Origin of the sequence: Pseudomonas sp. NBRC 111138, assembly GCF_001320835.1 — a bacterium.
GTDB classification, from domain to species: domain Bacteria; phylum Pseudomonadota; class Gammaproteobacteria; order Pseudomonadales; family Pseudomonadaceae; genus Aquipseudomonas; species Aquipseudomonas paracarnis.
Map to the genome: position 1 here is coordinate 1 of NZ_BCBO01000068.1, position 24,049 is coordinate 24,049.

General features: G+C 61.6%; 20 protein-coding genes. 11 read left to right on the forward strand and 9 right to left on the reverse strand.

The window, feature by feature from the left end; genetic code table 11:
- The 4 genes from APH41_RS12290 to APH41_RS12305 all read right to left on the reverse strand — a co-directional run.
- Positions 1-402: biotin/lipoyl-binding protein (locus tag APH41_RS12290; RefSeq protein WP_156359047.1), on the reverse strand; the 402-nt coding region annotated here is incomplete at its 3' end.
- A gap of 10 nt (positions 403-412) precedes the next feature.
- Positions 413-613, reverse strand: a complete 201-nt coding sequence (locus APH41_RS12295; RefSeq protein WP_005784982.1) for a DUF1656 domain-containing protein — start codon at positions 611-613, stop codon at positions 413-415.
- Positions 603-2,780: an FUSC family protein gene (locus APH41_RS12300; protein ID WP_034126357.1), complete on the reverse strand. Its 2,178-nt coding sequence runs from the start codon at positions 2,778-2,780 to the stop codon at positions 603-605. Before APH41_RS12300 ends, APH41_RS12295 begins: the two co-directional genes overlap by 11 nt.
- Before the next feature lie 10 nt (positions 2,781-2,790).
- On the reverse strand, positions 2,791-4,302 hold the full coding sequence (locus tag APH41_RS12305) for an efflux transporter outer membrane subunit (protein ID WP_054919264.1): 1,512 nt from the start codon (positions 4,300-4,302) through the stop codon (positions 2,791-2,793).
- A gap of 181 nt (positions 4,303-4,483) precedes the next feature.
- Here APH41_RS12305 and APH41_RS12310 point away from each other — a divergent pair, with 181 nt between their 5' ends.
- The 5 genes from APH41_RS12310 to APH41_RS12330 all read left to right on the forward strand — a co-directional run bounded on the left by APH41_RS12310 (position 4,484) and on the right by APH41_RS12330 (position 8,979).
- Positions 4,484-5,443, forward strand: coding sequence for a LysR family transcriptional regulator (locus APH41_RS12310; protein ID WP_034126355.1), 960 nt, complete (start codon positions 4,484-4,486; stop codon positions 5,441-5,443).
- 144 nt (positions 5,444-5,587) lie between these two features.
- On the forward strand, positions 5,588-6,562 hold the full coding sequence (locus APH41_RS12315; protein WP_054898821.1) for a D-glycerate dehydrogenase: 975 nt from the start codon (positions 5,588-5,590) through the stop codon (positions 6,560-6,562).
- 176 nt (positions 6,563-6,738) lie between these two features.
- Entirely contained in the window at positions 6,739-7,641 is a 903-nt protein-coding gene (locus APH41_RS12320; RefSeq protein WP_014716988.1) for a chemotaxis protein CheV, read from the forward strand.
- A gap of 3 nt (positions 7,642-7,644) precedes the next feature.
- A complete protein-coding gene (locus tag APH41_RS12325) occupies positions 7,645-8,127 on the forward strand; it encodes a GNAT family N-acetyltransferase (RefSeq protein WP_034126353.1) in 483 nt (160 codons plus the stop codon).
- A gap of 108 nt (positions 8,128-8,235) precedes the next feature.
- Positions 8,236-8,979 (forward strand): YkgJ family cysteine cluster protein, encoded by a 744-nt coding sequence (locus tag APH41_RS12330; RefSeq protein ID WP_054919267.1) that lies wholly within the window; start codon positions 8,236-8,238, stop codon positions 8,977-8,979.
- Positions 8,980-9,241: 262 nt separating this feature from the next.
- Here the strand turns inward: APH41_RS12330 and APH41_RS12335 are convergent, their stop codons facing one another.
- Entirely contained in the window at positions 9,242-10,024 is a 783-nt protein-coding gene (locus APH41_RS12335; protein WP_034126351.1) for a transporter substrate-binding domain-containing protein, read from the reverse strand.
- A 162-nt stretch (positions 10,025-10,186) separates the two neighbouring features.
- A complete protein-coding gene (locus APH41_RS12340) occupies positions 10,187-10,420 on the reverse strand; it encodes a hypothetical protein (protein WP_034126350.1) in 234 nt (77 codons plus the stop codon).
- A gap of 214 nt (positions 10,421-10,634) precedes the next feature.
- Between APH41_RS12340 and APH41_RS12345 the strand changes: the two genes are divergently transcribed.
- The 6 genes from APH41_RS12345 (at position 10,635) to APH41_RS12370 (ending at position 20,309) form a co-directional block, all read left to right on the forward strand.
- Complete coding sequence (locus APH41_RS12345) at positions 10,635-11,801, forward strand: efflux RND transporter periplasmic adaptor subunit (protein WP_054919269.1); 1,167 nt, start codon at positions 10,635-10,637, stop codon at positions 11,799-11,801.
- Positions 11,798-14,893, forward strand: coding sequence for a multidrug efflux RND transporter permease subunit (locus APH41_RS12350; protein ID WP_054919274.1), 3,096 nt, complete (start codon positions 11,798-11,800; stop codon positions 14,891-14,893). The genes APH41_RS12345 and APH41_RS12350 overlap by 4 nt, the downstream gene beginning before the upstream one ends.
- 7 nt (positions 14,894-14,900) lie before the next feature.
- Positions 14,901-15,593, forward strand: coding sequence for a heavy metal response regulator transcription factor (locus tag APH41_RS12355; RefSeq protein ID WP_054919280.1), 693 nt, complete (start codon positions 14,901-14,903; stop codon positions 15,591-15,593).
- Complete coding sequence (locus APH41_RS12360; RefSeq protein WP_054898816.1) at positions 15,583-16,947, forward strand: heavy metal sensor histidine kinase; 1,365 nt, start codon at positions 15,583-15,585, stop codon at positions 16,945-16,947. Before APH41_RS12355 ends, APH41_RS12360 begins: the two co-directional genes overlap by 11 nt.
- 381 nt (positions 16,948-17,328) lie before the next feature.
- Entirely contained in the window at positions 17,329-18,651 is a 1,323-nt protein-coding gene (locus tag APH41_RS12365; RefSeq protein WP_034126341.1) for an OprD family porin, read from the forward strand.
- Between the two features lie 161 nt (positions 18,652-18,812).
- A complete protein-coding gene (locus tag APH41_RS12370) occupies positions 18,813-20,309 on the forward strand; it encodes a diguanylate cyclase (RefSeq protein WP_054898815.1) in 1,497 nt (498 codons plus the stop codon).
- A 173-nt stretch (positions 20,310-20,482) separates the two neighbouring features.
- Here APH41_RS12370 and lpxC read toward each other — a convergent pair whose 3' ends face one another.
- The 3 genes from lpxC to ftsA form a co-directional block, all read right to left on the reverse strand.
- Positions 20,483-21,394 (reverse strand): UDP-3-O-acyl-N-acetylglucosamine deacetylase, encoded by a 912-nt coding sequence (gene lpxC, locus APH41_RS12375; protein WP_003171886.1) that lies wholly within the window; start codon positions 21,392-21,394, stop codon positions 20,483-20,485.
- Positions 21,395-21,506: 112 nt separating this feature from the next.
- Positions 21,507-22,703 carry a cell division protein FtsZ gene (gene ftsZ, locus APH41_RS12380; RefSeq protein WP_003188685.1) on the reverse strand — a complete coding sequence of 399 codons (1,197 nt, stop codon included), beginning with the start codon at positions 22,701-22,703 and terminating at the stop codon, positions 21,507-21,509.
- A 75-nt stretch (positions 22,704-22,778) separates the two neighbouring features.
- Positions 22,779-24,041, reverse strand: a complete 1,263-nt coding sequence (gene ftsA, locus APH41_RS12385) for a cell division protein FtsA (protein WP_003188682.1) — start codon at positions 24,039-24,041, stop codon at positions 22,779-22,781.
- Between the last annotated feature and the right edge of the window lie 8 nt (positions 24,042-24,049).

Genomic DNA, 24,049 nt, shown 5'->3' on the forward strand with positions numbered 1-24,049 from the left:
ATAATCGGCCAGGGCCGAGTCGGCGATGTTGCTGGCGTCGTCGCGGTTTTCCTTGGAGATCACCAGGGCGTCGAGGTCGGCGCGGCGGTGCGCGTTGACCTTGCGCATTTCCCAGGTGGCCTTGCGGGAGGCCACCAGCGATTGCGCTTGCTTGACGGCAATGCGGTAGTGCTCGGGGTCGATCTGCATCAGCAGGTCGCCTTTTTTCACCAACTGGTTATCGCGTACCGGTACGTCCACCACTTCGCCGGTGACGTCAGCCGCCACATTGATAATGTCGGCGCGCACCCGACCATCGCGGGTCCACGGCGTTTGCATGTAGTGCACCCACAACGTGCGGCCAATCCAGATCGCCAACGCCAGAACCAGCAAGGTGGCGAGCAGGCTGAAAAACTTTTTCATCGGGGCATTCTCAACGGTAGACGCTCAGCGCCAGGGCGCCGAACAGGCAAGCGAACAGGCTCAGGCGCAGCAGCGCCGGGTGCCAGAAGAAACGGTACAGGTCGAACCCGGCCAGGAAGCGATCAATCGCCCAGGCCAGCCCGGCTGCGATCAAGAACATCAGGGTCATGGTCGGCATATAGATGCCGTGGAATGCAATTTCACGAGGCATTCGGGGCTCCTTTGAGGGCGGCCAGAGGCGATTGCGGGTCGAGCAACGAGGTGCGAATAAAGTGCAGGTAGCTCTTCACACGGCGCAGGGCCGAGGTGTCGAAGTGCGGGGCGAAGGGTTCGTCGGTGGCCTGCACACGGCTGATCGCATGGTCGACGGCAATCAACCCGCGCTCCAGGTTGCTGGCGCTGGGTTGCAGGAACAGCCGCACCAGCGAGCGCCCCATCACGCGGATCGCCTGGCGCCACGGCTGCGATTCGGCATACGCCGGGTGCACCGGCAAAATCGCCTGCTCCTTGCGCAGCTCGATGATCGCGTGGCCGACCTCCAGCACCACGAACATCCAGCGCAGCAAATCGCGCTGCACCTGCGGCTCGCCGGCCGCGAGGCCATACGCCTGGTGCAGCAGGTCGCGGGTGCGGCTTTCAAAGCTCGACGCCAGGCCCTTGAGCTTGCCGCTGATGGCATACACCACTTGCTCACGCAGGTCTTGCTCCAGGCGGCGCCACAACCAGCGGCTGTTGGGCGGCAGGATGATCGCACCCGCCGCCGCGCACACCAGCATGCCGATGACCATGGCGATGTAGTCGTTGATAAAGGTGTAAGGGTTGTAGACCGTTAGGTTGTCCGGCACCGAACCGGTGCTGAAGAAGATCAGCAGGCCCACGCCCACACCGGCGTATTGCGGGCGTGAAGACAGAAAGGCCCCGAAGATGATCACCGGCGCGAGCATCACGCACAGCAGCGGGAAACCGTCGATCCAGGGGAACACAAAGAACATTTCGACAAAGCCGACCAAGGCGCCGATCAAGGTGCCGCAGGCCATCTGGAACGCCATGCGCTTGGGGTTGGGCGTGGCAGCAGACAGGCCCACCGTGGCCGCCGCGATCAGGGTCATGGTGGCGCCGCTGGGCCAGGCCGTGGCCACCCAGTAACTGCCCAGCACAACCAGGATAAACGAGGCGCGCACCCCGGCAGCGGCACAGGCCAACCAGTTGGTCTTTGGCGTGTAGGCTTCGTGCCAATCCTCCCGTGCATGGCGATGCTCGGCCAGGGAGGCGTGGGTTTGCGCGTAGTTGTGCAGGTCGTCGACGAAACGGTACAGCAGCTCGTAGGCAGTGTGGAAATCCAACTGCTCGGCGTCCGTCGGGTTGTCCTCCTGGAAGCTCGCCCGCAGGCTGCGCACCTTGGCGGGCAGGCCGTCCTTGTAGGCGCTCAGTTGGTTGACCAGGCGCGCGGCATCGGGGCTGGTGAGGGCGCGGCCAGAGAAGCTGTCGAGCACTTCGGCCAGGTCTTGCAGGCCGGGTTTGATCGCTGCCACCACATGGTCGGCCTCATCGGCGCGCAAGCGTTCGAGCAATTGGTGCAAGGCGTTGAAGCGTGTGGTGATGCTCATGAATTCGCTGTTGAGGCGACTGAGCCGCCCGTTGCGCCGACGCATGTGCGGGTCCTCAAACACGGTGACGCTACGCAAGCCTTCCAGGCCCACGGCTTCGGCAATAAAGCGCACGTTGCTGGCCTCGAAGCCTTCGCGCTGGCTGCGCCCGCGCAGGCCGTCGGTCACGAACAATGCGAACACGCCGAAGCGCTGGTACAGCGCGTTGCGCATGGCGGCGCTGGAGGTCTGCGGCAGGATGGCGGCGCTGACCAGTGTCGAGCACAGTATCCCCAGGGAGATTTCCAGCACCCGCCACACCGCCGCCATGAAGGCGCCGTCCGGGTGGGCCAGGGCCGGCAGCCCGACCATCGCCGCGGTGTAGCCGGCGAGCACGAACCCATAGGCGCGAAAGTTGCGGTTGCGCGTGGCACCGGCGGTGCAAATGCCGACCCAGATCGCCAGCGCCCCCAGGAACAGTTCGGTGTTCTGCGCAAACAAGGCGATCAACAGCACCATCACCGCCGAGCCTGCCAAGGTCCCTAGGAAACGGTAGAAACTCTTGGCGAACACCTGGCCGCTCTGGGGCTGCATCACGATAAATACGGTGATCATCGCCGTGCGCGGTTGCGGCAGTTCCAGGCGCATGGCCAGCCACAGCGTCAGGAACGCAGCGACCAGCACTTTGAAGATATACACCCAGGTCACGCCATCACTGCGTGCCCAGTCGAAGAAACCACGGCGCCACTCAAGGGAATACAGCCAGCGCAGCGGTGCAGGCAAGGGAGTCATCAAGGCCTACTCAGTGATCAAACACGGCGAGCGCCGCCGAAGTCTTGCTTGGGAGTGTCTTGGCAGCCGTGGGCACATCATCGCCCGCACCGAGGCCGCCGCCCAAGGCGGTCACCAGCTCGGCATGGGCGCTGAGGCGTGCCGCCTGCACCTGTTGTTCGATCTGCTGCTGGCGAAACAACAAGGTTTGGGCGTTGAGCACGTTGAGGTAGTCAGTGAGGCCACGTTGATAGGCGACCATGGCGATGTCGTAGGTTTTCTGCGCCGAGGCCACCGACTGCGCGGCGAAGGCCGACTGTTTGTCCATGGACTCGCGGCGGATCAACTGGTCGCTGATGCCCTTGAGCGCATTGACCAGGGTCTGGTTGTACTGGGCCACCGCGATGTCGTAGCCGGCACTGGCTTCACCCAATTGCGCACGCAGGCGGCCGCCGTCGAAGATCGGCAAGGTGATCGCCGGGCCGACGTTGTAGTTGAATTTCTTGCCGGCCAGGAATTCCAGCATGCCGCCCCCAGTGGCCATGTAGCCAAGGCTGCCGACCAGGTCGACGTTGGGATAGAAGCCTGCATGAGCCACATCGATACCCCGTGCCTGGGCCGCTACCTGCCAGCGACTGGCGACCACGTCCGGGCGTTGGCCGAGCAATTGCGCCGGCAGGCTGGAGGGCAATTTCAACGGCGCGGCGAGGGCCAGGGTCGGGCGCTGCAATTGCGCGCCCTCCCCCGGGCCTTTGCCGGCCAACGCCGCCAGTTGGTTACGGCTCAGGGCGATTTCCTCGTCCAGGGCATCCAGTTGGCGATGGGTTTCCGGCAGCGGGGTTTCGGCCTGGCTGACGTCAAAGTGAGTACCGATCCCAGCGGCCAGGCGTTTGTTGGCCAGGTCCAGGATCTGCTGTTGCTGGGCCAGGGTGGCGGCCGCGATGTCACGGTTGGCGTACTGCAACGACAGCTGGATATAGGCGCGCACCACGTTGTTTTGCAGTTCGAGCTGGGCCAGGCGCGCTTCGGCGGCGCTCATGTGCGCCAGGTCGACCGCACGTTCGGTCGTGTTGCTTTCCCGGCCCCACAGGTCGAGGGCGTAGCTCAGGCCCAGGGACGAATTGTTGTCCCAGGTGTTGGCGCCGCTCAATTGGCCGGGGCCGTAGAACTGATCCTTCGGCCAGTTGTGACGCTTGAGGGTGGTGTCGCTGTTGATCTGCAGCGACTCGGCCGACTCGGCCACGCCGGCCAGCGCCCGAGCTTGGCGTACGCGGGCGGCGGCCACGGCCAGGCTGGGGCTGTTGCGGGTGGCGAGTTCGACCCAACGGTTGAGCTGCGGGTCGCCGTAGGCCTGCCACCATTGGGCGGTGGGCCAGTGGGCGTCGCGGTCGGCGCTCTGGATCGCGGCGTCGGTGGCCAGGCTATTGGCGTTGATCGCCTGGCCTTGCGGGGCGATTCCTCCGGTTCCGATGCAACCGCTGATGACTGACGTTAAAGCCCAAACACTGAGAGTCTTCAGCTCTCTGCTGATGCGACGCGGCACGGCAAGCGAATTCCTGAGAGGGTGTTGCGGGAGAGGTGGCGCAATTCTAGGCGGCGCCAGGGAGGACGATAAGCTGGCATTCCTGTGAATCTTTGTTACCGTTCAGGCGATAATCCGTTGGTAGGGATCACTGAAAGCGTAACTTTCTGTCACAATTTGCTATCTCCCTTGAGAACACTCCATGGACACTTTGCAAAACATGCGCGCCTTCAGTTGTGTGGCCGAAGCCGGCAGCTTCACCGCCGCCGCCGTGCAACTGGACACCACCACGGCCAACGTCTCGCGCGCGGTCTCCAACCTTGAGGCCCACCTGCAAACCCGCTTGCTCAACCGCACCACCCGGCGCATCGCGCTGACCGAAGCCGGCAAACGCTATTTGCTGCGCTGCGAGCAGATCCTCGCCTATGTCGAGGAGGCCGAGGCCGAAGCCAGTGACGCCCATGCGCGCCCGGCCGGGCAGTTGAAAGTGCACACCATGACCGGCATCGGCCAGCATTTCGTTATTGACGCCATTGCCCGCTATCGCCGCACCCATCCCGACGTGACCTTCGACCTGACCCTGGCCAACCGCGTGCCGGATTTGCTCGACGAGGGCTACGACGTGTCCATCGTGCTGGCCAGCGAACTGCCGGACTCAGGTTTCGTTTCCCAGCGCCTGGGCATCACCTACAGCATCGCCTGCGCCTCGCCGGACTACGTCAAGGCCAAGGGCTGCGCACAGCGGCCCCAGGACTTGCTCAACCATGCGTGCCTGCGCCTGGTCAGCCCGGTGGTCCAGCTGGACAAATGGACCTTCAACGGCCCTGAAGGCCAGGAAAGCGTGGCGATCAACAGCTCGCCCTTCCTGGTGAACTCGGCCGATGCGATGAAAACCGCGATCACCAGCGGCATGGGCGTCGGCCTGCTGCCGGTGTACGCCGCCATCGAAGGGCTGCGCAACGGCACACTGGTGCGGGTGATGCCGACCTACCGGTCCCAGGAATTGAACCTGTACGCCATCTATCCTTCGCGCCAATACCTGGATGCGAAGATCAAGACCTGGGTGGAATACCTGCGCGGTTCGTTGCCGGAAATTCTGGCGGCGCACCAGGCGGAGTTGGTGGCGTATGAGTTGAGCGGTGGTGTGCGGATGGCGAACTGATTTTGAAATGCTGCTTCCCACCCCCTAAAAATTTATTGTGGGAGCTGGCTTGCCTGCGATGACGGTGGATCAGCCAATACAATAGTGGCTGACACACCGTCATCGCAGGCAAGCCAGCTCCCACATGTTGAGTGGAGTTCTGTCATGAAAAAGACTGTCCTGGCCTTCAGCCGTATCACCCCGCCGATGATCGAACGCCTGCAACAGGATTTCGAGGTGATCGCGCCCAACCCCAAGCTGGGTGACATCAATGCACAGTTCAACGAAGCCCTGCCCCACGTCCATGGTTTGATCGGTGTGGGTCGCAAGCTGGGCCGCGAGCAGCTTGAAAGCGCGAGCAAGCTGGAAGTGGTGTCCAGTGTGTCGGTGGGCTACGACAACTACGACGTGCCGTACTTCAATGAGCGCGGGATCCTGCTCACCAACACCCCCGATGTGCTCACCGAGAGCACTGCCGACCTGGCCTTTGCGTTGCTGATGAGCAGCGCCCGCCGCGTGGCCGAATTGGATGCCTGGACCAAGGCCGGCCAATGGAAAGCCAGCGTGGGCGCGCCTTTGTTTGGTTGCGATGTGCACGGCAAGACCCTGGGCATTGTCGGCATGGGCAATATCGGCGCGGCCGTGGCCCGGCGTGGGCGCCTGGGCTTCAATATGCCAATCCTTTACAGCGGCAATAGCCGCAAGACCGCGCTGGAGCAGGAACTGGGCGCGCAGTTTCGCAGCCTGGAGCAGTTGCTGGCCGAGGCGGATTTCGTCTGCCTGGTGGTGCCGTTGAGCGACAAGACCCATCACCTGATCAGCACCCGGGAGCTGGGGTTGATGAAGTCCAGCGCAATCCTGATCAATATCTCCCGTGGGCCAGTGGTGGATGAGCCTGCGCTGGTCGAAGCCCTGCAAACCCAGCGCATTCGTGGTGCCGGGCTGGATGTGTACGAAAAGGAACCGCTGGCTGAATCGCCGTTGTTCCAGCTGAGCAATGCGGTGACCCTGCCGCATATTGGTTCGGCCACCGGTGAAACCCGCGAAGCCATGGCCAACCGCGCCGTGGACAACCTGCGCAGCGCCCTGCTGGGCCAACGCCCGCAGGATCTGGTGAACCCACAGGCCTGGAAGGGCTGACACCCCACCCCACTGTAGGAGCGAGCTTGCTCGCGAAAAACGTCAACGATAACGCGCAAAATCTGTTTTAACGCGGCGCTTTGAAGTTCTTCGCGAGCAAGCTCGCTCCTACAGTTTTCGAGGACAAGGTCGATAACGGTGTATAGATCGTCATCCCTGATCCACAGAAGGTTTTTATGTCCACCACCAAAGCCCGCGCAGACTCACTCTCGCTTCTGCTCTTTACCTTGCGCAGCGGCAAGCTGATGGCCATCAACCTGTTGAAAGTCAGCGAGATCATCCCCTGCCCGCCGTTGACCAAGCTGCCGGAGTCCCACCCGCACGTCAAAGGCATCGCCACCTTGCGCGGCGCCTCGTTGTCGGTGATCGACTTGAGCCGCGCCCTGGGTGAAATGCCCTTGCAAGACCCGGATGGCGGCTGCCTGATCGTCACCGATGTCAGCCGTTCCAAACAGGGCCTGCACGTGCAGGCGGTGAGCAAGATCGTGCATTGCCTGACCACCGATATCCGCCCGCCTCCCTACGGCTCCGGCGGCAATCGGGCGTTTATCACCGGGGTGACCCAGGTGGAAGGTGGGCTGGTGCAGGTGCTGGATATCGAGAAAGTCATCCATGGCATCGCCCCGGCACCGATTGAAGCGGCGCCGACCGACCTGACCATGGAAGAAGCCGAAGTGCTGGGCAACGCCCGCATCCTGGTGGTGGACGACAGCCAGGTGGCTTTGCAGCAATCGGTCCACACCCTGCGCAACCTCGGCCTGACCTGCCACACCGCACGCAGCGCCAAGGAAGCCATCGACGTGTTGCTGGAGCTGCAAGGCACGGTTGAACAGATCAACGTAGTGGTGTCGGACATCGAGATGTCTGAGATGGACGGCTACGCCCTCACCCGCACCCTGCGCGAAACCCCGGATTTCAAGGACCTCTACGTGCTGTTGCACACCTCCCTGGACAGCGCGATGAACAGCGAAAAAGCACGCCTGGCCGGTGCCGACTCAGTACTCACCAAATTCTCATCCCCAGAATTGACCAAATGCCTGGTCGTCGCCGCACAAACCGTGGCGCAAAAGGGCCTGTAAGCCTTGGGCGAGTATTACCAGCTGCTGCGTCGCGACCTCACCGGCAGCCTGCCCGCCCCGCAGTGGCCAGCGGATACCCGGCTGGATCATTATCGCGATGAACTCGCCCCGGCGATCCATGCCGTGCTGCGCATGACCCAGGACCAGGGCGGCGGCCGTGTCGGCCACCTGGAGGAGTGGCGCCAGCAGTTCGTCACCGATGCCGAGTACGACCCGACGCTGTGTCTGGTGGCCAGTAACCACGACGGTGTCCTCGCAGTGGCCCAATGCTGGACCAGCGCCTTTATCAAGAACCTGGCCGTACACCCCTGCGCCCAAGGCCAAGGGCTGGGCCGCGCCTTGCTGCTGCACAGCTTCCAGGTATTCAAGCAGCGCGGTGAACCCTATGTGGACCTCAAGGTGCTGGAGAGCAACCTGCGCGCCCGGCAACTGTATGAAAGTGCGGGCATGCGATTTGTGCTGCGCGACATCGTATCCAAGGGCTGATCCTCACTGGCGCATAACTTGCTTCCAGAGCCCTTGAGCGGTAGATAGAGGTAAAAACCCGTCACCCCTCAAGCGTGCCCTCTGACCTTGCCTGGTGACAGATCCGCCATGAACACACACTTTTCCTGCGTCGGTTGCGGTAAATGCTGCAGCGACCATCACGTACCCCTGACCCTCGAAGAAGCCCGCAGCTGGGCGGCGGACGGCGGCAACGTCATCGTTCTGGTCGAGGGCTTTCTCGGCAATGGCCTGGGCCTGCCCCTGCAACAACGGGAACACGCTGAGCGCCGCTCAGTGGTCGTGCCTAGCGGCAATACCGAGGCGTTTGTGGCAATTACCTTTGCCGCCTATAACGCCGGACGCTGCCGGAATCTTGACGAAGACAACCGCTGCCGCATCTACGAACGGCGCCCGCTGGTGTGCCGCATCTACCCGATGGAGATCAACCCGCATATCCCACTGAACCCAAGCGCCAAGGACTGCCCGCCGGAATCCTGGGAGCAAGGCCCTGCGCTGATCGTCGGTGGTGAGTTGATGGATGCGCAACTGGCCGAACTGATTCGCCGTTCACGCCAGGCCGACCGTGATGACGTGCAGACCAAAGAAGCGATATGCGCGTTGCTCGGCATTCGCACGACCGCACTCAAGGGCGACGGGTTTACCGCGTACCTGCCGGACATGCAGGCGTTTGCCCAGGCCATTGAACAGGCGGTTGAACTGCCGGCAATGGCCAATGAATGGGTGTTTCATGTGTCGGGAATGGACATCGCTGAACAGGTGCTGGATGCCGGGGCGCGCATTGCCACTGAGGTGCCGGCCAATTATGCGTTTATCTCGTTGAGGGCGGCTTAGGCTACTACGGCCTTATTTTGGCGTAGGTATCTACTCAACTTCAGCGCGACGCTGGACCTGTGGCGAGGGAGCTTGCTCCCGCGACGGCCTACCATTCGACGACAATTTCCCTGACGCCCCTCGATCCAACTGTGGGGTGTCAGCTAGATAGTCGCAGGCTGTCAGGCCGTCATCGCAGGCAAGCCAGCTCCCACATTTGGAGCTCGGAGTGTCAGGTAGATAGGCGCCTCTCGGGAACAGAGTTGCACTCACACATTAGCGCTCATGGATGGGCAGGCAACACATCGAGGCGATAGGGCTGGAGGATGCGTTGGTATTCGCCATTGTGCATCAGTTGCTCAAACGCGTGATTAAGCTCATTACGCAACGCGGTATCGGTTTTTCGCACCGCAATCGCCACGCTATTACCCAGCAGGCCAGACGACACAGGCGGCCCCATGAAATTGAAGTCCAAGCCCTGGGGCGTGTCTAGCAGGGCCTCTCGGATCTCCACGGCGCCTTGAAGGGTCGCGTCAATATCGCCCGAAACCAGGCTCTGCACCAGTTGGTCGTTGAGCCAGAAACTCCTGATGATTACCCCTGCCGGCGCCCACTGCGACAGGGCAAAAGCTTCCCGATTACTGCGCACCAGCACCCCGACACGCTTGCCCCTGAGCGACCGTCGATTAGGGCGCAGGCCCGAGGTTTTACGCGCCACCAGCCGAGTGGTGATCGGGTAGAGATCACGGGTGAAACTCACCCGTCGCCGTCGACTGCAGGTGGGCGCCATGCCCATGATCGCGTCGAACTGCCTGGCCTCAAGGGCGGGGAAATTTTCCATGACGATCTGGTCAACCCAGGTACAGCGCACATTGAGCTGCTCGCACAGGGCATTGCCCAGTTCGATGTTCAGCCCCACCAATTGCCCTTGGGAATTGCGGCTTTGAAAAGGCGGAAAATGTGCAGCGACGGCGAAACGGATTTCACGCCGCGGTTGAACGTCGGCGGCAACGACACTTGTCGAGAGCAAGAGGGCAAGCACCGCACAAAGGTGTATCAGGGCCACGGGAATGTCCTTTTCCGGAAAGCTGACTCACCACGCCCCGATGAGCGTCATCGGGACGAAGCAAACGCTGTGCAAGCTTTCAAGAATCGGTCGCGGACCTACAAGCAGAAATGTCCACGGGCGATGTAGGCAACTGCCTATAACGCACGCAACGCTTTAATCTTAGCGTTTACCCATGGAGCGGCGAGTGCCCGGAGGCGCCATGCCTGGCGTCTTGGTATGGCCGTTCTTGGCGCCGCCTTTGTACCAGGGCTGGCTGGCATTCTTGGCGCCAGCCAGCTCACCCGGTTTGAAGGGGAACTTGAACGCCGGGATCTCGGCTTTTTCAACGCCGTCGGCGGTGGCCGAATCGACGAGGTCAGCCGCGTCGACAGGGGGTTGGGTTGGGGAAGTCATAGGGGCTCCGGCGCAGCGATAGGCGTAAAAGCGCCAGTATACGGGGGCAAAGCGGCAAGCGGTAAGCTTCAAGCCACAAGTAAAAAGCGCTAGCTGTCGCGGCTGTCAGTTTGGCGTCACCGTGCTGACCGTATTACCGGGCTATAAAGCAGCTACCCAACCTTCAACTGGCAGCTTGCAGCTTAAACCGTGCAACTGCGCCCCGGCGCCTCCCATGCAGATAAAACGAAACACGGCCCTGATGGTGGGCATCCTCTTGGTATTGGCGGTGGCCGCCTGGGCAGTAACACGGCCTGCCAAGCCCCGCCTGGCAGCGCCCACGGCGATCCCGGTACGGGTAGTGAGCGTCGCGCAACAGCACGTTCCCAGGTTTGTCAGCGGCATAGGCTCAGTGCTGTCGTTGCACAGCGTGGTGATTCGCCCGCAAATCGACGGCATCCTCACACAACTGCTGGTCAAGGAAGGCCAGTCGGTGAAAGCTGGCGATCTGTTGGCTACCATCGACGACCGCTCGATCCGCGCCAGCCTCGACCAGGCCAAGGCGCAATTGGGCGAAAGCCAGGCACAGTTGCAAGTGGCGTTGGTCAATCTCAAGCGTTACAAGGCGCTGAGCATCGACGACGGTGTGTCGAAACAGACCTATGACCAGCAACAGGCACTGGTCAACCAGCTCAAGGCCACGGTGCAGGGCAACCAGGCGGCCATTGATGCGGCTCAAGTACAACTTTCCTATACCCAGATTCGCTCCCCGGTCAGTGGCCGCGTGGGCATCCGCAACGTGGACGAAGGCAACTTCCTGCGCATGAGCGACACCCAGGGGCTGTTTACCGTCACCCAACTCGACCCGATTGCCGTTGAGTTCTCGCTGCCACAGCAGATGCTGCCAACCTTGCAGGGCCTGATCGCCGCCCCCACCCGGGCCACCGTCGACGCCTACCTGGGCGCCGACACCGATGGCCAGACCGGCGACCTGCTCGGCGAAGGCCACCTGAGCCTGATCGACAACCAGATCAGTTCCACCACCGGCACCCTGCGGGCCAAGGCCGAGTTCAGCAACCCGGCGCATAAGCTATGGCCGGGACAACTGGTGACCATCAAAATCCAGACGGCCCTCGACAAGAACGCCCTGGTGGTACCGCCGACCGTGGTGCAGCGTGGGCTGGAGTCACATTTCGTGTACCGCGTAAACGCTGACAAAGTCGAGGTGGTACCGGTGCAAGTCGCCTACCAGAACAGCGATATCAATATCATCAAAGGCGTGCGGGCCGGCGATGTGCTGGTCAGCGATGGGCAATCTCGGCTCAAGGCCGGTGCGCAGGTGGAGGTGCTCAAGGAGCCGCCGCAAGTGATCCACACCGCCGACGCCCAGGTGCAGCCATGAGCGCAAGCCGGTCGCCCTCAGCCTGGTGCGTTGATCACCCGGTCGCCACCCTGCTGTTGACCTTCGCGTTGGTGTTGCTGGGGATTATTGCCTTCCCGAACCTGGCCGTCGCGCCACTGCCGGAAGCGGAATTCCCGACCATCCAGGTTACCGCGCAACTTCCTGGCGCCAGCCCGGACACTATGGCCTCATCGGTGGCCACGCCTCTTGAGGTGCAGTTCAGTGCCATCCCCGGCATGACCCAGATGACCTCCAGTAGCGCCTTGGGCTCCAGCCTCTTGACCCTGCAGTTCACCCTGGAAAAAAGCATCGACACCGCCGCCCAGGAAGTCCAGGCCGCGATCAACACCGCGTCCGGCAAGCTGCCCAGCGACATGCCGAGCTTGCCTACCTGGAGGAAGGTCAACCCGGCAGACAGCCCGGTGTTGATCCTCAGCGTCAGCTCCAGCAGCATGCCCAGCACCGAGCTGAGCGACTACGTGGAAACCCTGCTGGCGCGCCAGATCAGCCAGATCGACGGCGTCGGCCAGATCAATATCACCGGCCAGCAACGCCCGGCGATTCGCGTGCAGGCCTCCCCTGACAAGCTCGCGGCCATTGGCCTGACGCTCGCCGATATACGCCTGGTCATCCAGCAGTCGAGCCTCAACCTGGCCAAGGGCGCGATCTATGGCGAAAACAGCGTGTCCACTCTGTCGACCAACGACCAGCTGTTTCACCCTGAGGAATACGGCCAACTGATCGTTTCCTACAAGAACGGTGCGCCAGTTCAACTGCGCGATATCGCCAACGTCGTCAACGGCTCGGAAAACGCCTACGTACAAGCCTGGTCCGGCGATACGCCTGGGGTGAACCTGGTGATTTCGCGCCAGCCCGGCGCCAACATCGTCGACACCGTCGACCGCATTCAAGCCGAGCTGCCGCGCCTGCAAGGCATGTTGCCGGCCTCGGTGCAGGTCAGCGTGTTGACCGATCGCACCAAGACTATCCGCGCCTCACTGCATGAAGTGGAAATGACCCTGCTGATCGCCATCCTGCTGGTGGTGGCGGTGATGGCGTTGTTCCTGCGTCAACTGTCGGCGACGCTGATTGTGTCTGCGGTGCTGGGTGTCTCGCTGGTGGCCAGTTTCGCCCTGATGTATGTGATGGGGTTCAGCCTGAACAACCTGACCCTGGTGGCCATCGTGATCGCCGTGGGCTTTGTGGTGGACGATGCGATTGTGGTGGTGGAGAACATCCATCGGCACCTGGAGGCAGGCCTGGGCAAGCGCGAAGCAGCGATCAAGGGCTCGGGTGAAATTGGCTTTACCGTGGTATCCATCAGCTTCTCGCTGGTGGCGGCGTTTATTCCGCTGCTGTTCATGGGCGGGGTGGTCGGTCGGTTGTTCAAGGAGTTTGCGTTGACGGCCACCGCGACCATTCTGATTTCAGTGGTGGTTTCGCTGACATTGGCACCGACGCTGGCCGCCTTGTTCATGCGTGCCCCTACCCACCCTGCCCACGCCAAACCCAGCTTCAGCGAACGCCTGCTGGCCGGCTATGCGCGCAACCTGCGCCGTGCCCTGGCGCACCAACGCAGCATGGCCGCGATCTTCGTGGTAACCCTGGCCCTGGCGGTGGTCGGCTATGTGTTCATTCCCAAGGGATTCTTCCCGGTGCAGGACACCGGTTTCGTGCTCGGCACCAGCGAAGCGGCGGCCGATGTGTCGTACAAGGACATGGTCGCCAAGCACAAGGCCCTGGCCGAGATCGTCAAGGCCGACCCGGCGGTGCAGGCGTTTTCCCATTCGGTGGGCGTTACCGGCAGCAACCAGACCATCGCCAACGGCCGCTTCTGGATCGCCTTGAAAGACCGCAGTGAGCGCAATGTGTCCGCCAGCCAGTTCATCGACCGCATCCGCCCGCAACTGGCGAAGGTGCCGGGCATCGTGCTGTACCTGCGCGCCGGTCAGGACATCAACCTGAGCTCCGGCCCCAGCCGCGCCCAGTACCAATATGTGCTCAAGAGCAACGACGGCCCGACGCTGAACACCTGGACCCAACGCCTCACCGAAAAACTGCGCGCCAACCCGGCGTTTCGCGACCTGTCCAACGACCTGCAACTGGGCGGCAGCATCACCCATATCAGCATCGACCGCCAGGCCGCCGCACGTTTCGGGCTGACCGCCACCGATGTCGACCAGGCGTTGTACGACGCCTTCGGCCAGCGCCAGATCAACGAGTTCCAGACCGAGATCAACCAGTACCAAGTGATACTTGAACTGGACAGCCAACAGCGCGGCAAGGCCGAAAGCCTCGACTATTTTTACCTGCGCTCGCCACTGACCAATGAAATGGTGCCGCTGTCGGCCTTGGCCAAAGTCGACCCGCCCACAGTCGGGCCGTTGTCCATCAGCCATGACGGCATGTTCCCCGCCGCCAACCTGTCATTCAACCTCGCGCCCGGCGTGGCCCTGGGCGACGCAGTGATCATGCTCGACCAAGCCAAGAACGAAATCGGGATGCCGAGCACAATCATCGGCAACTTCCAGGGTGCGGCCCAGGCGTTCCAGAGCTCGCTGGCCAGCCAACCCTGGCTGATCCTCGCGGCGCTGGTAGCGGTCTACATTATTCTGGGTGTGCTGTATGAGAGTTTTGTGCACCCGCTGACGATCATTTCCACCCTGCCCTCGGCGGGCCTCGGTGCGCTGTTCATGCTGTGGCTGCTGGGACAGGACTTTTCGATCATGGCCTTGATCGGCCTGGTGCTGCTGATCGGCATCGTGAAAAAAAACGGTATCTTGATGATCGACTTCGCCCTGGAGGCGCAGCGGGTACGCGGGCTGCCACCCGAAGATGCGATTTATGAAGCCTGCGTCACGCGGTTCCGGCCGATCATCATGACCACCCTTGCTGCGTTGCTCGGCGCGGTGCCGTTGATGCTCGGCGCAGGCCCTGGGGCGGAACTGCGCCAGCCGCTGGGCATCGCGGTGGTCGGTGGCTTGCTGGTGAGCCAGGCGCTGACGCTGTTCACCACTCCGGTCATATACTTGTACCTCGAACGGCTTTTCCACAGGCCCAAACCAGCGCTGGCGCTGGCGACCACACACTGAGGCGGTCATGCGCGTCCTGATTATTGAAGATGAAGAAAAAACCGCAGACTACCTGCACCGCGGCCTGACGGAGCAAGGCTATACCGTCGACGTGGCACGTGAAGGCGTCGAGGGTCTGCACCTGGCGCTGGAGAATGAGTACGCGGTGATCGTGCTCGATGTGATGTTGCCCGGCCTGGATGGCTTCGGTGTGTTGCGTGCCTTACGCGCCCGCAAGCAGACGCCGGTGATCATGCTCACCGCTCGCGAGCGCGTTGAAGACCGCATCCGCGGCCTGCGCGAAGGCGCCGACGATTATCTGGGCAAGCCGTTTTCGTTCCTGGAACTGGTGGCCCGCCTGCAAGCCCTGACCCGCCGCAGCGGCGGCCATGAACCGGTGCAGGTCACCGTCGCAGACCTGTGGATCGACCTGATCAGTCGCAAGGCCAGCCGCAACGGCCTGCGCCTGGACCTGACCGCCAAGGAGTTCTCGCTGCTCAGCGTATTGGCGCGGCGCCAGGGCGAGATCCTGTCCAAGACTGCGATTGCCGAGATGGTCTGGGACATCAATTTCGACAGCGATGCCAACGTGGTGGAAGTGGCGATCAAGCGCCTGCGCGCCAAGCTCGACGGGCCGTTCGAACACAAGCTGCTGCACACCATTCGTGGCATGGGCTATGTGCTGGAGAACCGCATGCAGGAAAACCACAGTGGTCGCTAATTCCATCGCCCTGCGCCTGAGTGGCATGTTCACCCTGGTGGCGCTGCTGATCTTTCTGTTGATCGGCGGCGCGCTGTACCAGCAGGTCGACCGTGGCCTGGGGTTGTTGCCAGGTGCCGAGCTGGATGCGCGCTACAGCGTGCTGGAGTCGTCGATCAATCGCTTCGGCACGCCGGAGCATTGGGCCAAGATCAGGTCCAAGCTCAAGCTGTTGGGGGAAGAAGACAAGCGCATCCGTTTCTGGGTGGTCAGCAGCGACCCGAGCTACGAATACGGTGAGCCGGATGCGCAGATTCGTGCCTTTGCCGAGGGCGCCACGGGTAAGCGCGACCTGCGCCTGCCGGGTCACGATTATCCCTTCAAGGTGCTGGTCAGCCAGTTTGCAGCCAAGGACCAGCGCCCGGCGCTGCGCTTCATGATTGCCATCGACACGGAGAACTTCCGCGCCACCCAGCATCACTTGCTGGTGGCATTGGTCAGCCTGGCGCTGGTCGGTGTGGTACTGGCGGCACTGTTGGGGTTCTGGGTCGCGCGTATCGGCCTCAAGCCCCTGGGCAAACTCTCGGATGAGGCGCAAAAGCTTGCACCGCCGAAACTCTCCGGGCGCCTGCACCTGTCGCCGCTGCCGCCGGAATTGAGCCAGTTCGTCAATTCGTTCAACGCCACCCTCGACCGTGTCGAGCAGGCGTATTCGCGCCTGGAATCGTTCAACGCCGACGTCGCCCATGAACTGCGTTCGCCGCTCACCAACCTGATCGGCCAGACCCAGGTGGCCCTCACTCGCGGTCGGTCGGCGGAGCAGTATTTCGAGGTGCTGCAATCGAACCTGGAAGAACTGGAACGGCTGCGCTCGATCATCAATGACATGCTGTTCCTCGCCAGCGCCGACCAGGGCAGCAAGGCCACCAAGCTGATCGAAAGCGCCCTGGCCGATGAAGTGGCCACCACCCTCGACTACCTGGACTTCATCCTCGAAGACGCCCAGGTCGAAGTGCGCGTGCACGGCGATGCCGTGGTGCAGATCGAAAAGGCCCACCTGCGTCGCGCACTGATCAACCTGCTGAGCAATGCCGTGCAACACACGGCGCCGGGGCACGTCATCGACGTGCACATTGAAGTGCAGGCACACCAGGTGACGATTGGCGTGACCAACCCCGGCGAGGTCATTGCCAGCGAACACTTGCCACGCCTGTTCGAACGCTTCTATCGGGTGGATGCATCGCGCAGCAACAGCGGGGCCAATCATGGGCTGGGGCTGGCCATCGTCAAGGCGATTGCGTTGATGCATGGGGGGGATGTGTTTGTGCGTAGTGAAGGCGGTGGCAATACGTTTGGTATCACCCTGCCGATCTAAACAACTCGGTCAAAATGTGGGAGCTGGCTTGCCTGCGATAGCATCACCACGGTAGGCCTGGCATACCGAGGTGTCTGCATCGCAGGCAAGCCAGCTCCCACAGAAGATCCCATGGCCCTCACTGTTGCGGTTTGGGCAATAGTTATTATCTTGTTACACTCTGTATCGCACCGCTCGCCTGCGTTACTTTGACGCATCGATGAGCGCGACGGCAAAGGCAGCTGACCACTCACCCGAATTTCCCTCGACTTATTTCCAGGGCTCTACACTGGGAATCTGTCTTAAAGCCGCTGACTTCAGCGGCTTTTTTTTGCCGTGAAAAAAGGCCGGGCACACCCCCACGACACTGGCCGTTCATGATTGACCAAAGGAGCTCCACCGGTGAAGAACTCGCTGACGTTCACCCCGTTATTCCTCGCAATCGCAGCAACGATCATCCCCCTTGCCCACGCGGCAGACGCCCCGCCCGTCGAAGGTTTCGTCGAGGGTTCACACCTCACGATCAACACCCGCAACTACTACATGAACCGCGACCGGCGCGATATTCATACCGATGACAGCAAGGAATGGGGCCAGGGCTTTATCGGCACCTTCGAATCCGGCTACACCCAGGGCACCGTCGGCTTCGGCCTGGACGTCAATGCCATGCTCGGCCTCAAGCTCGACGGCGGTGGTGGTACGGATGGTTCCAGCATCCTTCCGTATGGCAGCGGCAACGGCAAAGCGCCGGGTTCGTTCTCGACGGCTGGCGGCACCTTGAAGCTGCGCGCCTTCGACACCGAACTGAAAGCCGGCGACCTGTTCCTCAACAACCCGGTGATCGCCGGCGGCATGACGCGCATGTTGCCGCAGACTTTCCGTGGCGTGAGCCTGACCAACCACAGCTTTGACGGCTGGATGATCGAAGGTGGCCAGGCCAGTTTTACCAAGCTCTACAACCAGAGCGGCCATCGGCGCATCGGCACCAGCTACGGCACACTGCCCGCCAACACCGACAGCCAGCATCTGGACTGGGCTGGCGTGTCGTTCAGCGGGATCGAGGGGCTGACCAGCAACCTGTACGCCTCCGAACTCAAGGACGTCTGGCACCAGTATTACTACGACGTGGAATACACCTATGCCCTGAACAACCTGGTCAGCCTGACGCCCGGCCTGCACTACTACCATACCCAGGACACCGGCCAATCGCTGCTGGGGGATATCGACAACAACACCTACAGCCTGCATTTCACCGTGGGCGTGGGCAACCACAGCGTCACGGCGACTTATCAGCGGGTCAATGGCAACACGCCGTTCGACTACATCACCCAGGGCGACAGCGTGTACCTGGACAACTCCCAGCAGTACTCGGATTTCAACGGGCCCAACGAGCGCTCCTGGAAGCTCAAGTACGCCTACGACTTCGCCGGCCTCGGCGTGCCCGGCCTGACGTCCGCCGTGTCCTACATCAGCGGCAAGACCGACCTGACCAAGGTCGACCCCAACAGTCGTGGCTACAGCAACTGGTACAGCGCCGATGGCAAGGACGCCAAGCACTGGGAGCGCGATATCGACCTGAAATATGTGGTGCAGGGCGGCAAGGCCAAGGACTTGGCCGTGCGCCTGCAATGGGCGACCAATCGCGGCAGCAATGGCTACTCTGCAGTGGACCGCGATGTGGATGAATACCGTGTGATCGTGGATTACCCGATCAACGTGTTCTGAGTACAGGTGGGAGCGAGCTTGCTCGCGAAAAACGTTAACGATAACGCGTGCTTCCTGAATAAACGCGGCGTCTGTGAGTTTTCGCGAGCAAGCTCGCTCCTACAGCCATATTTAAGAGTTGCTACTACGCTAAGGGCATTCTCAACGCAGAAGTGTGCCCGATGAGTTCAAGCCTTACCCGCCCCAACCGCCGCCCGGAGCGCCTGCTGATCCTGGGCAGTACGCTCACGGTGTTGCTGATCGTGGGGGTCGTCACTGCGCTGCTGATTCGTGAACATGCCAATACCCTGCAGACGGCCAAGCGCACCGCCAATACCATCACTCAATTGATCGACGCGGACGTGCTGCGCAATGTCGAACTTTACGACATGGCCCTCAAAGGCTTGATCAGCGCCACCGAGCGCACCGACCTGCAAGACGTTTCAGAGAGCATCAGGCACTTGGTGCTGTTTGATCGTTCCGCAGCGGCGCCCTACAAGGGCGATATCCTGCTGTTGGACCCGGCCGGCGAGGTGATTGCCGATTCGTCCCTGCTCACGCCAAAGCTGGGTAACTTTGCCGATCGGGACTATTTTCAGGCGCACCGCACCAACCCCGACCTGGGCTTGTATATCAGCCGCCCGTTCATGGCGCGCTGCCAGTGTGCCGACCCCTGGCGCATCGCGTTCAGCCGTCGCGTTTCGTCACCGGATGGGCGTTTCCTGGGAGTGGCGGTCGCGTCCATGCGCCTGTCGTACTTTCATCAGTTGTTCAGCAGCTTGAACATCGGCAGCAACAGCACCATCAACCTGCTCAACCACCAAGGCATCCTGCTGGCGCAAGAGCCTCTGCTGGAAGCAGATATCGTTGACAAGGACCTGAGCCAGCGCCCGAATGTGGCGCGCATGCTGCGCGAACGGGACGGCAGCTTCCAAAGTATCTCCAGTGTCGATCGCCAGGCACGGCTCTACAGTTTTTCGAATGTGGGCAACTTGCCGCTGATCGTGGCGGTGGCCTTGTCCAGCGATGAAATGTTCGCACCCTGGCGGCGTGCGGCGTGGCTGGTCAGCATCGCGACCGGAGTGTTGTGCGTGGGCCTGTTGTGGCTGACTTGGGCACTGTGCATGGAGTTGCGCCGCCGCCATCGGGCTGAACAGGTGCTGTCAGAACTGGCAGCCACCGACGCCCTTACCGGCCTGGCCAACCGTCGCACGCTGGACGAACGCTTGCGGCTGGAATGGGACCGAGCACAACGCTCCACCGAGTCGTTGAGCGTACTGATGATCGATGTGGACCACTTCAAGGCCTTCAACGACCGCCATGGTCACCAGGGCGGCGATGAGGCGTTGCGTGCAGTCGCGCATGTGATCGCCAGCCATATCCGCCGCCCTGCCGACCTGGCGGCGCGTTATGGCGGTGAAGAGTTCGCGGTGGTGCTGCCCAATACCGACGCCAAGGGCGCGTGGGTGATCGCCGAGCATATCCGCAAGGGGGTCCAGCACTTGCCGAGAGTGGCCGGGGATGAGCAACCGATCACCGTAAGCATCGGCCTGAGTACCTGGCAGAAGCACAGCCGTATTTCCCTTGAAGACCTGCTGCTCAAGGCTGACCAGGCGTTGTATCAGGCCAAGCACAGCGGCCGTAACCGGATAGTGGATGTTTCAAAAACCTCAAACTGATCAGGTCAGGTGTGGGAGCTGGCTTGCCTGCGATGGCGGTGGGTCAGCTACCTATAAGCTAACTGGCAGGCCGCTATCGCAGGCAAGCCAGCCCCCACATTTGGATCTTCGCCGGGCATAAAAAAAGGCCACCCGAAGGCAGCCTTTCAAAACTAAAGAAAGAGAGTTGTTACTTACACCGCCGCAACGGGACGCATGTAAGAGATCGGTGCGGTGCTGGCATCTTCGAAGGTCACGACTTCCCAAGCGTCTGTCTGCTCAATCAACTTGCGCAGCAGCTGGTTGTTAAGGGCGTGGCCCGACTTGAAGCCTTTGAACTCGCCTATCAGGCTATTGCCCAGCAGGTAGAGGTCACCGATTGCATCGAGGATCTTGTGCTTCACGAATTCGTCTTCATAGCGAAGGCCGTCTTCGTTCAGTACACCATCCGCGTCGACCACAATGGCATTTTCCACGCTGCCGCCGAGTGCGAGGTTGTGCTTGCGCAGGTACTCGATGTCACTCATGAAACCAAAGGTGCGGGCGCGGCTGACTTCTTTTACGAACGAAGTGCTGGAAAAATCCACGCTTGCACTTTGGGTGCGGTCACGGAATACCGGGTGATCGAAATCGATCTCAAAGCTCACTTTAAAGCCTTCGAACGGGACGAAGGTGGCGCGCTTGTCGCCGTCTTCTACTGTCACTTCCCGCAGAATGCGAATGAACTTCTTGGCTGCGTCCTGTTCTTCCAGGCCGGCAGATTGAATCAAGAATACGAAGGGGCCAGCGCTGCCATCCATGATCGGGACTTCGGACGCGGAGAGCTCGACGTAGGCGTTATCGATGCCCAGGCCAGCCATGGCCGAGAGCAAGTGCTCCACCGTGTCCACTTTGACGTCACCGTTGACCAATGTGGTCGACATAGTGGTTTCGCCAACGTTTTCCGCGCGAGCAGGAATCTGCACCACAGGGTCCAGGTCGGCACGCACAAACACGATGCCGGTGTCGACAGGTGCAGGCTTGAGGGTCAGGTATACCTTCTCCCCGGAGTGCAGACCTACACCTGTGGCACGAATAATATTCTTCAGGGTGCGTTGTTTAATCATGGCTTGGACCGCTTCAGCGCAAATTGCGAACTGGTATCAACAAAGGCTGGCGATAATAGCAGACCAGACCTTTGCTGAACACCAATCACCTTCATAGCCCTGATACATTCCATTAATCGGCCTGACGACGCAGGAATGCCGGGATGTCCAGGTAGTCCAGGTCATCTTGCGGATTCGGGCTACGGGACGCCGCAGCACCGGCCTGAGCCTGGTTGCGCATCACGGTCGGACGGTCCAGGTCACGGTAGTTGACCGACGGCAGTTCCTGGCGAGCAGGGGCTGGAGCGGCAGCTGCCTGGCTGGCCTGGCTGGTGTGCAGGGTGTTGTCGATGACCTTCACAGGCTTCTCGATTTTTGCACCCAGGCCGGTAGCAACCACGGTTACATGCAGCTCATCGCGCATGTCCGGATCAATAACGGTACCGACTTTGACCATGGCGTGCTCGGACGCGAAGGCTTCGATGATGCTACCCACGTCGGAGTACTCACCCAGGGACAGGTCAGGACCGGCGGTGATGTTCACCAGGATGCCGCGTGCACCTTGCAGGTTCACGTCTTCGAGCAACGGGTTGCGGATGGCCGCTTCGGTGGCTTCGCGTGCACGGTTCGGACCGCTGGCGCAGCCAGTGCCCATCATCGCCATGCCCATTTCGCTCATCACAGTACGTACGTCGGCAAAGTCGACGTTGATCATGCCTGGGCGCTTGATGATGTCGGAGATACCGCGAACGGCACCGGCCAGTACATCGTCAGCCTTGGCGAAGGCGGACAGCAGGCTGGCATCCTTGCCCAGGATGGTCAGCAATTTCTCGTTGGGGATGGTGATCAACGAGTCGACGCTTTCAGACAGCAGACGGATACCTTCGTCGGCGATCTGCATGCGCTTGCGGCCTTCGAACGGGAACGGACGCGTCACGACAGCAACGGTCAGAATCCCCATTTCCTTGGCCACTTCGGCAATGATCGGGGCCGCACCGGTACCGGTACCGCCGCCCATGCCAGTGGTGATGAACACCATGTTGGTGCCTTGCAGCACTTCGGCAATACGCTCGCGGTCTTCCAGGGCGGCTTGACGGCCGACTTCCGGATTGGCGCCAGCGCCAAGGCCTTTGGTCACCGCGGTGCCCAATTGCAGGATGGTCCGAGCGCCGATGCTTTTGAGCGCCTGGGCATCAGTGTTGGCGCAGATGAACTCAACGCCTTCAATGTTGCTCTTGACCATGTGGTTGACAGCGTTGCCGCCGCCACCGCCGACACCGATTACTTTGATAACCGGGCTAGCGGGGATGTTGTCTACGAGTTCGAACATGTTCCCTCTCCTTTCATTTTCTCTAGTTTTTTCGCCTACTGCTTATTGCGGGTGCTGCGGTGTCGCGGTAAATCTTTAGAAATTGCCTTTTACCCAAGCCTGCAGCCGCTCGAACAATGGCGCTTTCGCCTCGTCGTCGCTGCGGTAGCTGTCACGGATGCTCGGGCCCGACAGGGAAATGCCGTCGGTCTGCTTTTGCAGCCCGTACAACAGCAAGCCCACACCGGTGGAATAAATCGGGTTACGCACCACGTCGCCCAGGCCCTTCACGCCATGGGGCACGCCCAGGCGCACCGGCATGTGGAAGATTTCCTCGGCCAACTCGACCGCGCCTTCCATCTTCGAGGTGCCACCGGTCAGCACGATGCCGGCCGGGATCAAATCTTCGTAGCCGCTGCGGCGCAGTTCAGCCTGGATCAGGGTGAACAGTTCGTCGTAGCGTGGCTCGACCACTTCGGCCAGGGCCTGGCGCGACAGCTCGCGAGGTGGACGATCACCCACGCTTGGCACCTTGATGGTCTCGCCGGCACCGGCCAGCTTGGCCAGGGCGCAGGCGTAGCGGATCTTGATTTCTTCGGCGTACTGGGTCGGTGTGCGCAGCGCCATGGCGATGTCGTTGGTGACCTGGTCGCCGGCAATCGGGATCACGGCGGTGTGACGGATCGCACCCTCGGTGAAGATCGCGATGTCGGTGGTGCCGCCGCCAATGTCCACCAGGCACACGCCCAGTTCTTTTTCGTCGTCGGTCAGGACCGAGTAGGCCGAGGCCAACTGCTCGAGAATGATGTCGTCGATTTCCAGGCCGCAGCGGCGCACGCATTTTTCAATGTTCTGTGCGGCGTTGACGGCGCAGGTCACCACGTGGACCTTGGCTTCCAGGCGAACGCCCGACATGCCCAGGGGCTCGCGCACGCCTTCCTGGTTGTCGATCACGTAGTCCTGCGGCAGGGTGTGCAGCACGCGCTGGTCCGCCGGGATCGCCACGGCCTGGGCAGCGTCGAGGACGCGCTCAAGGTCGGCCGAGCTGACTTCACGGTCGCGGATCGCCACGATGCCGTGGGAGTTCAGGCTGCGGATGTGGTTGCCAGCCACGCCGACGAACGCCGAGTGAATCCGGCAACCGGCCATCAGCTGCGCTTCTTCGATGGCGCGCTGGATCGATTGCACGGTGGACTCGATGTTCACCACCACGCCCTTCTTCAGGCCCCGGGACGGATGCGTGCCAATACCGACGATTTCGATCGCGCCGTCTTCCCCGACCTCGCCCACCAGCGCCACCACCTTGGAGGTGCCGATATCGAGACCGACGATCATTTTGCCGCTTTGCACGTTTGCCATGGGTCCTG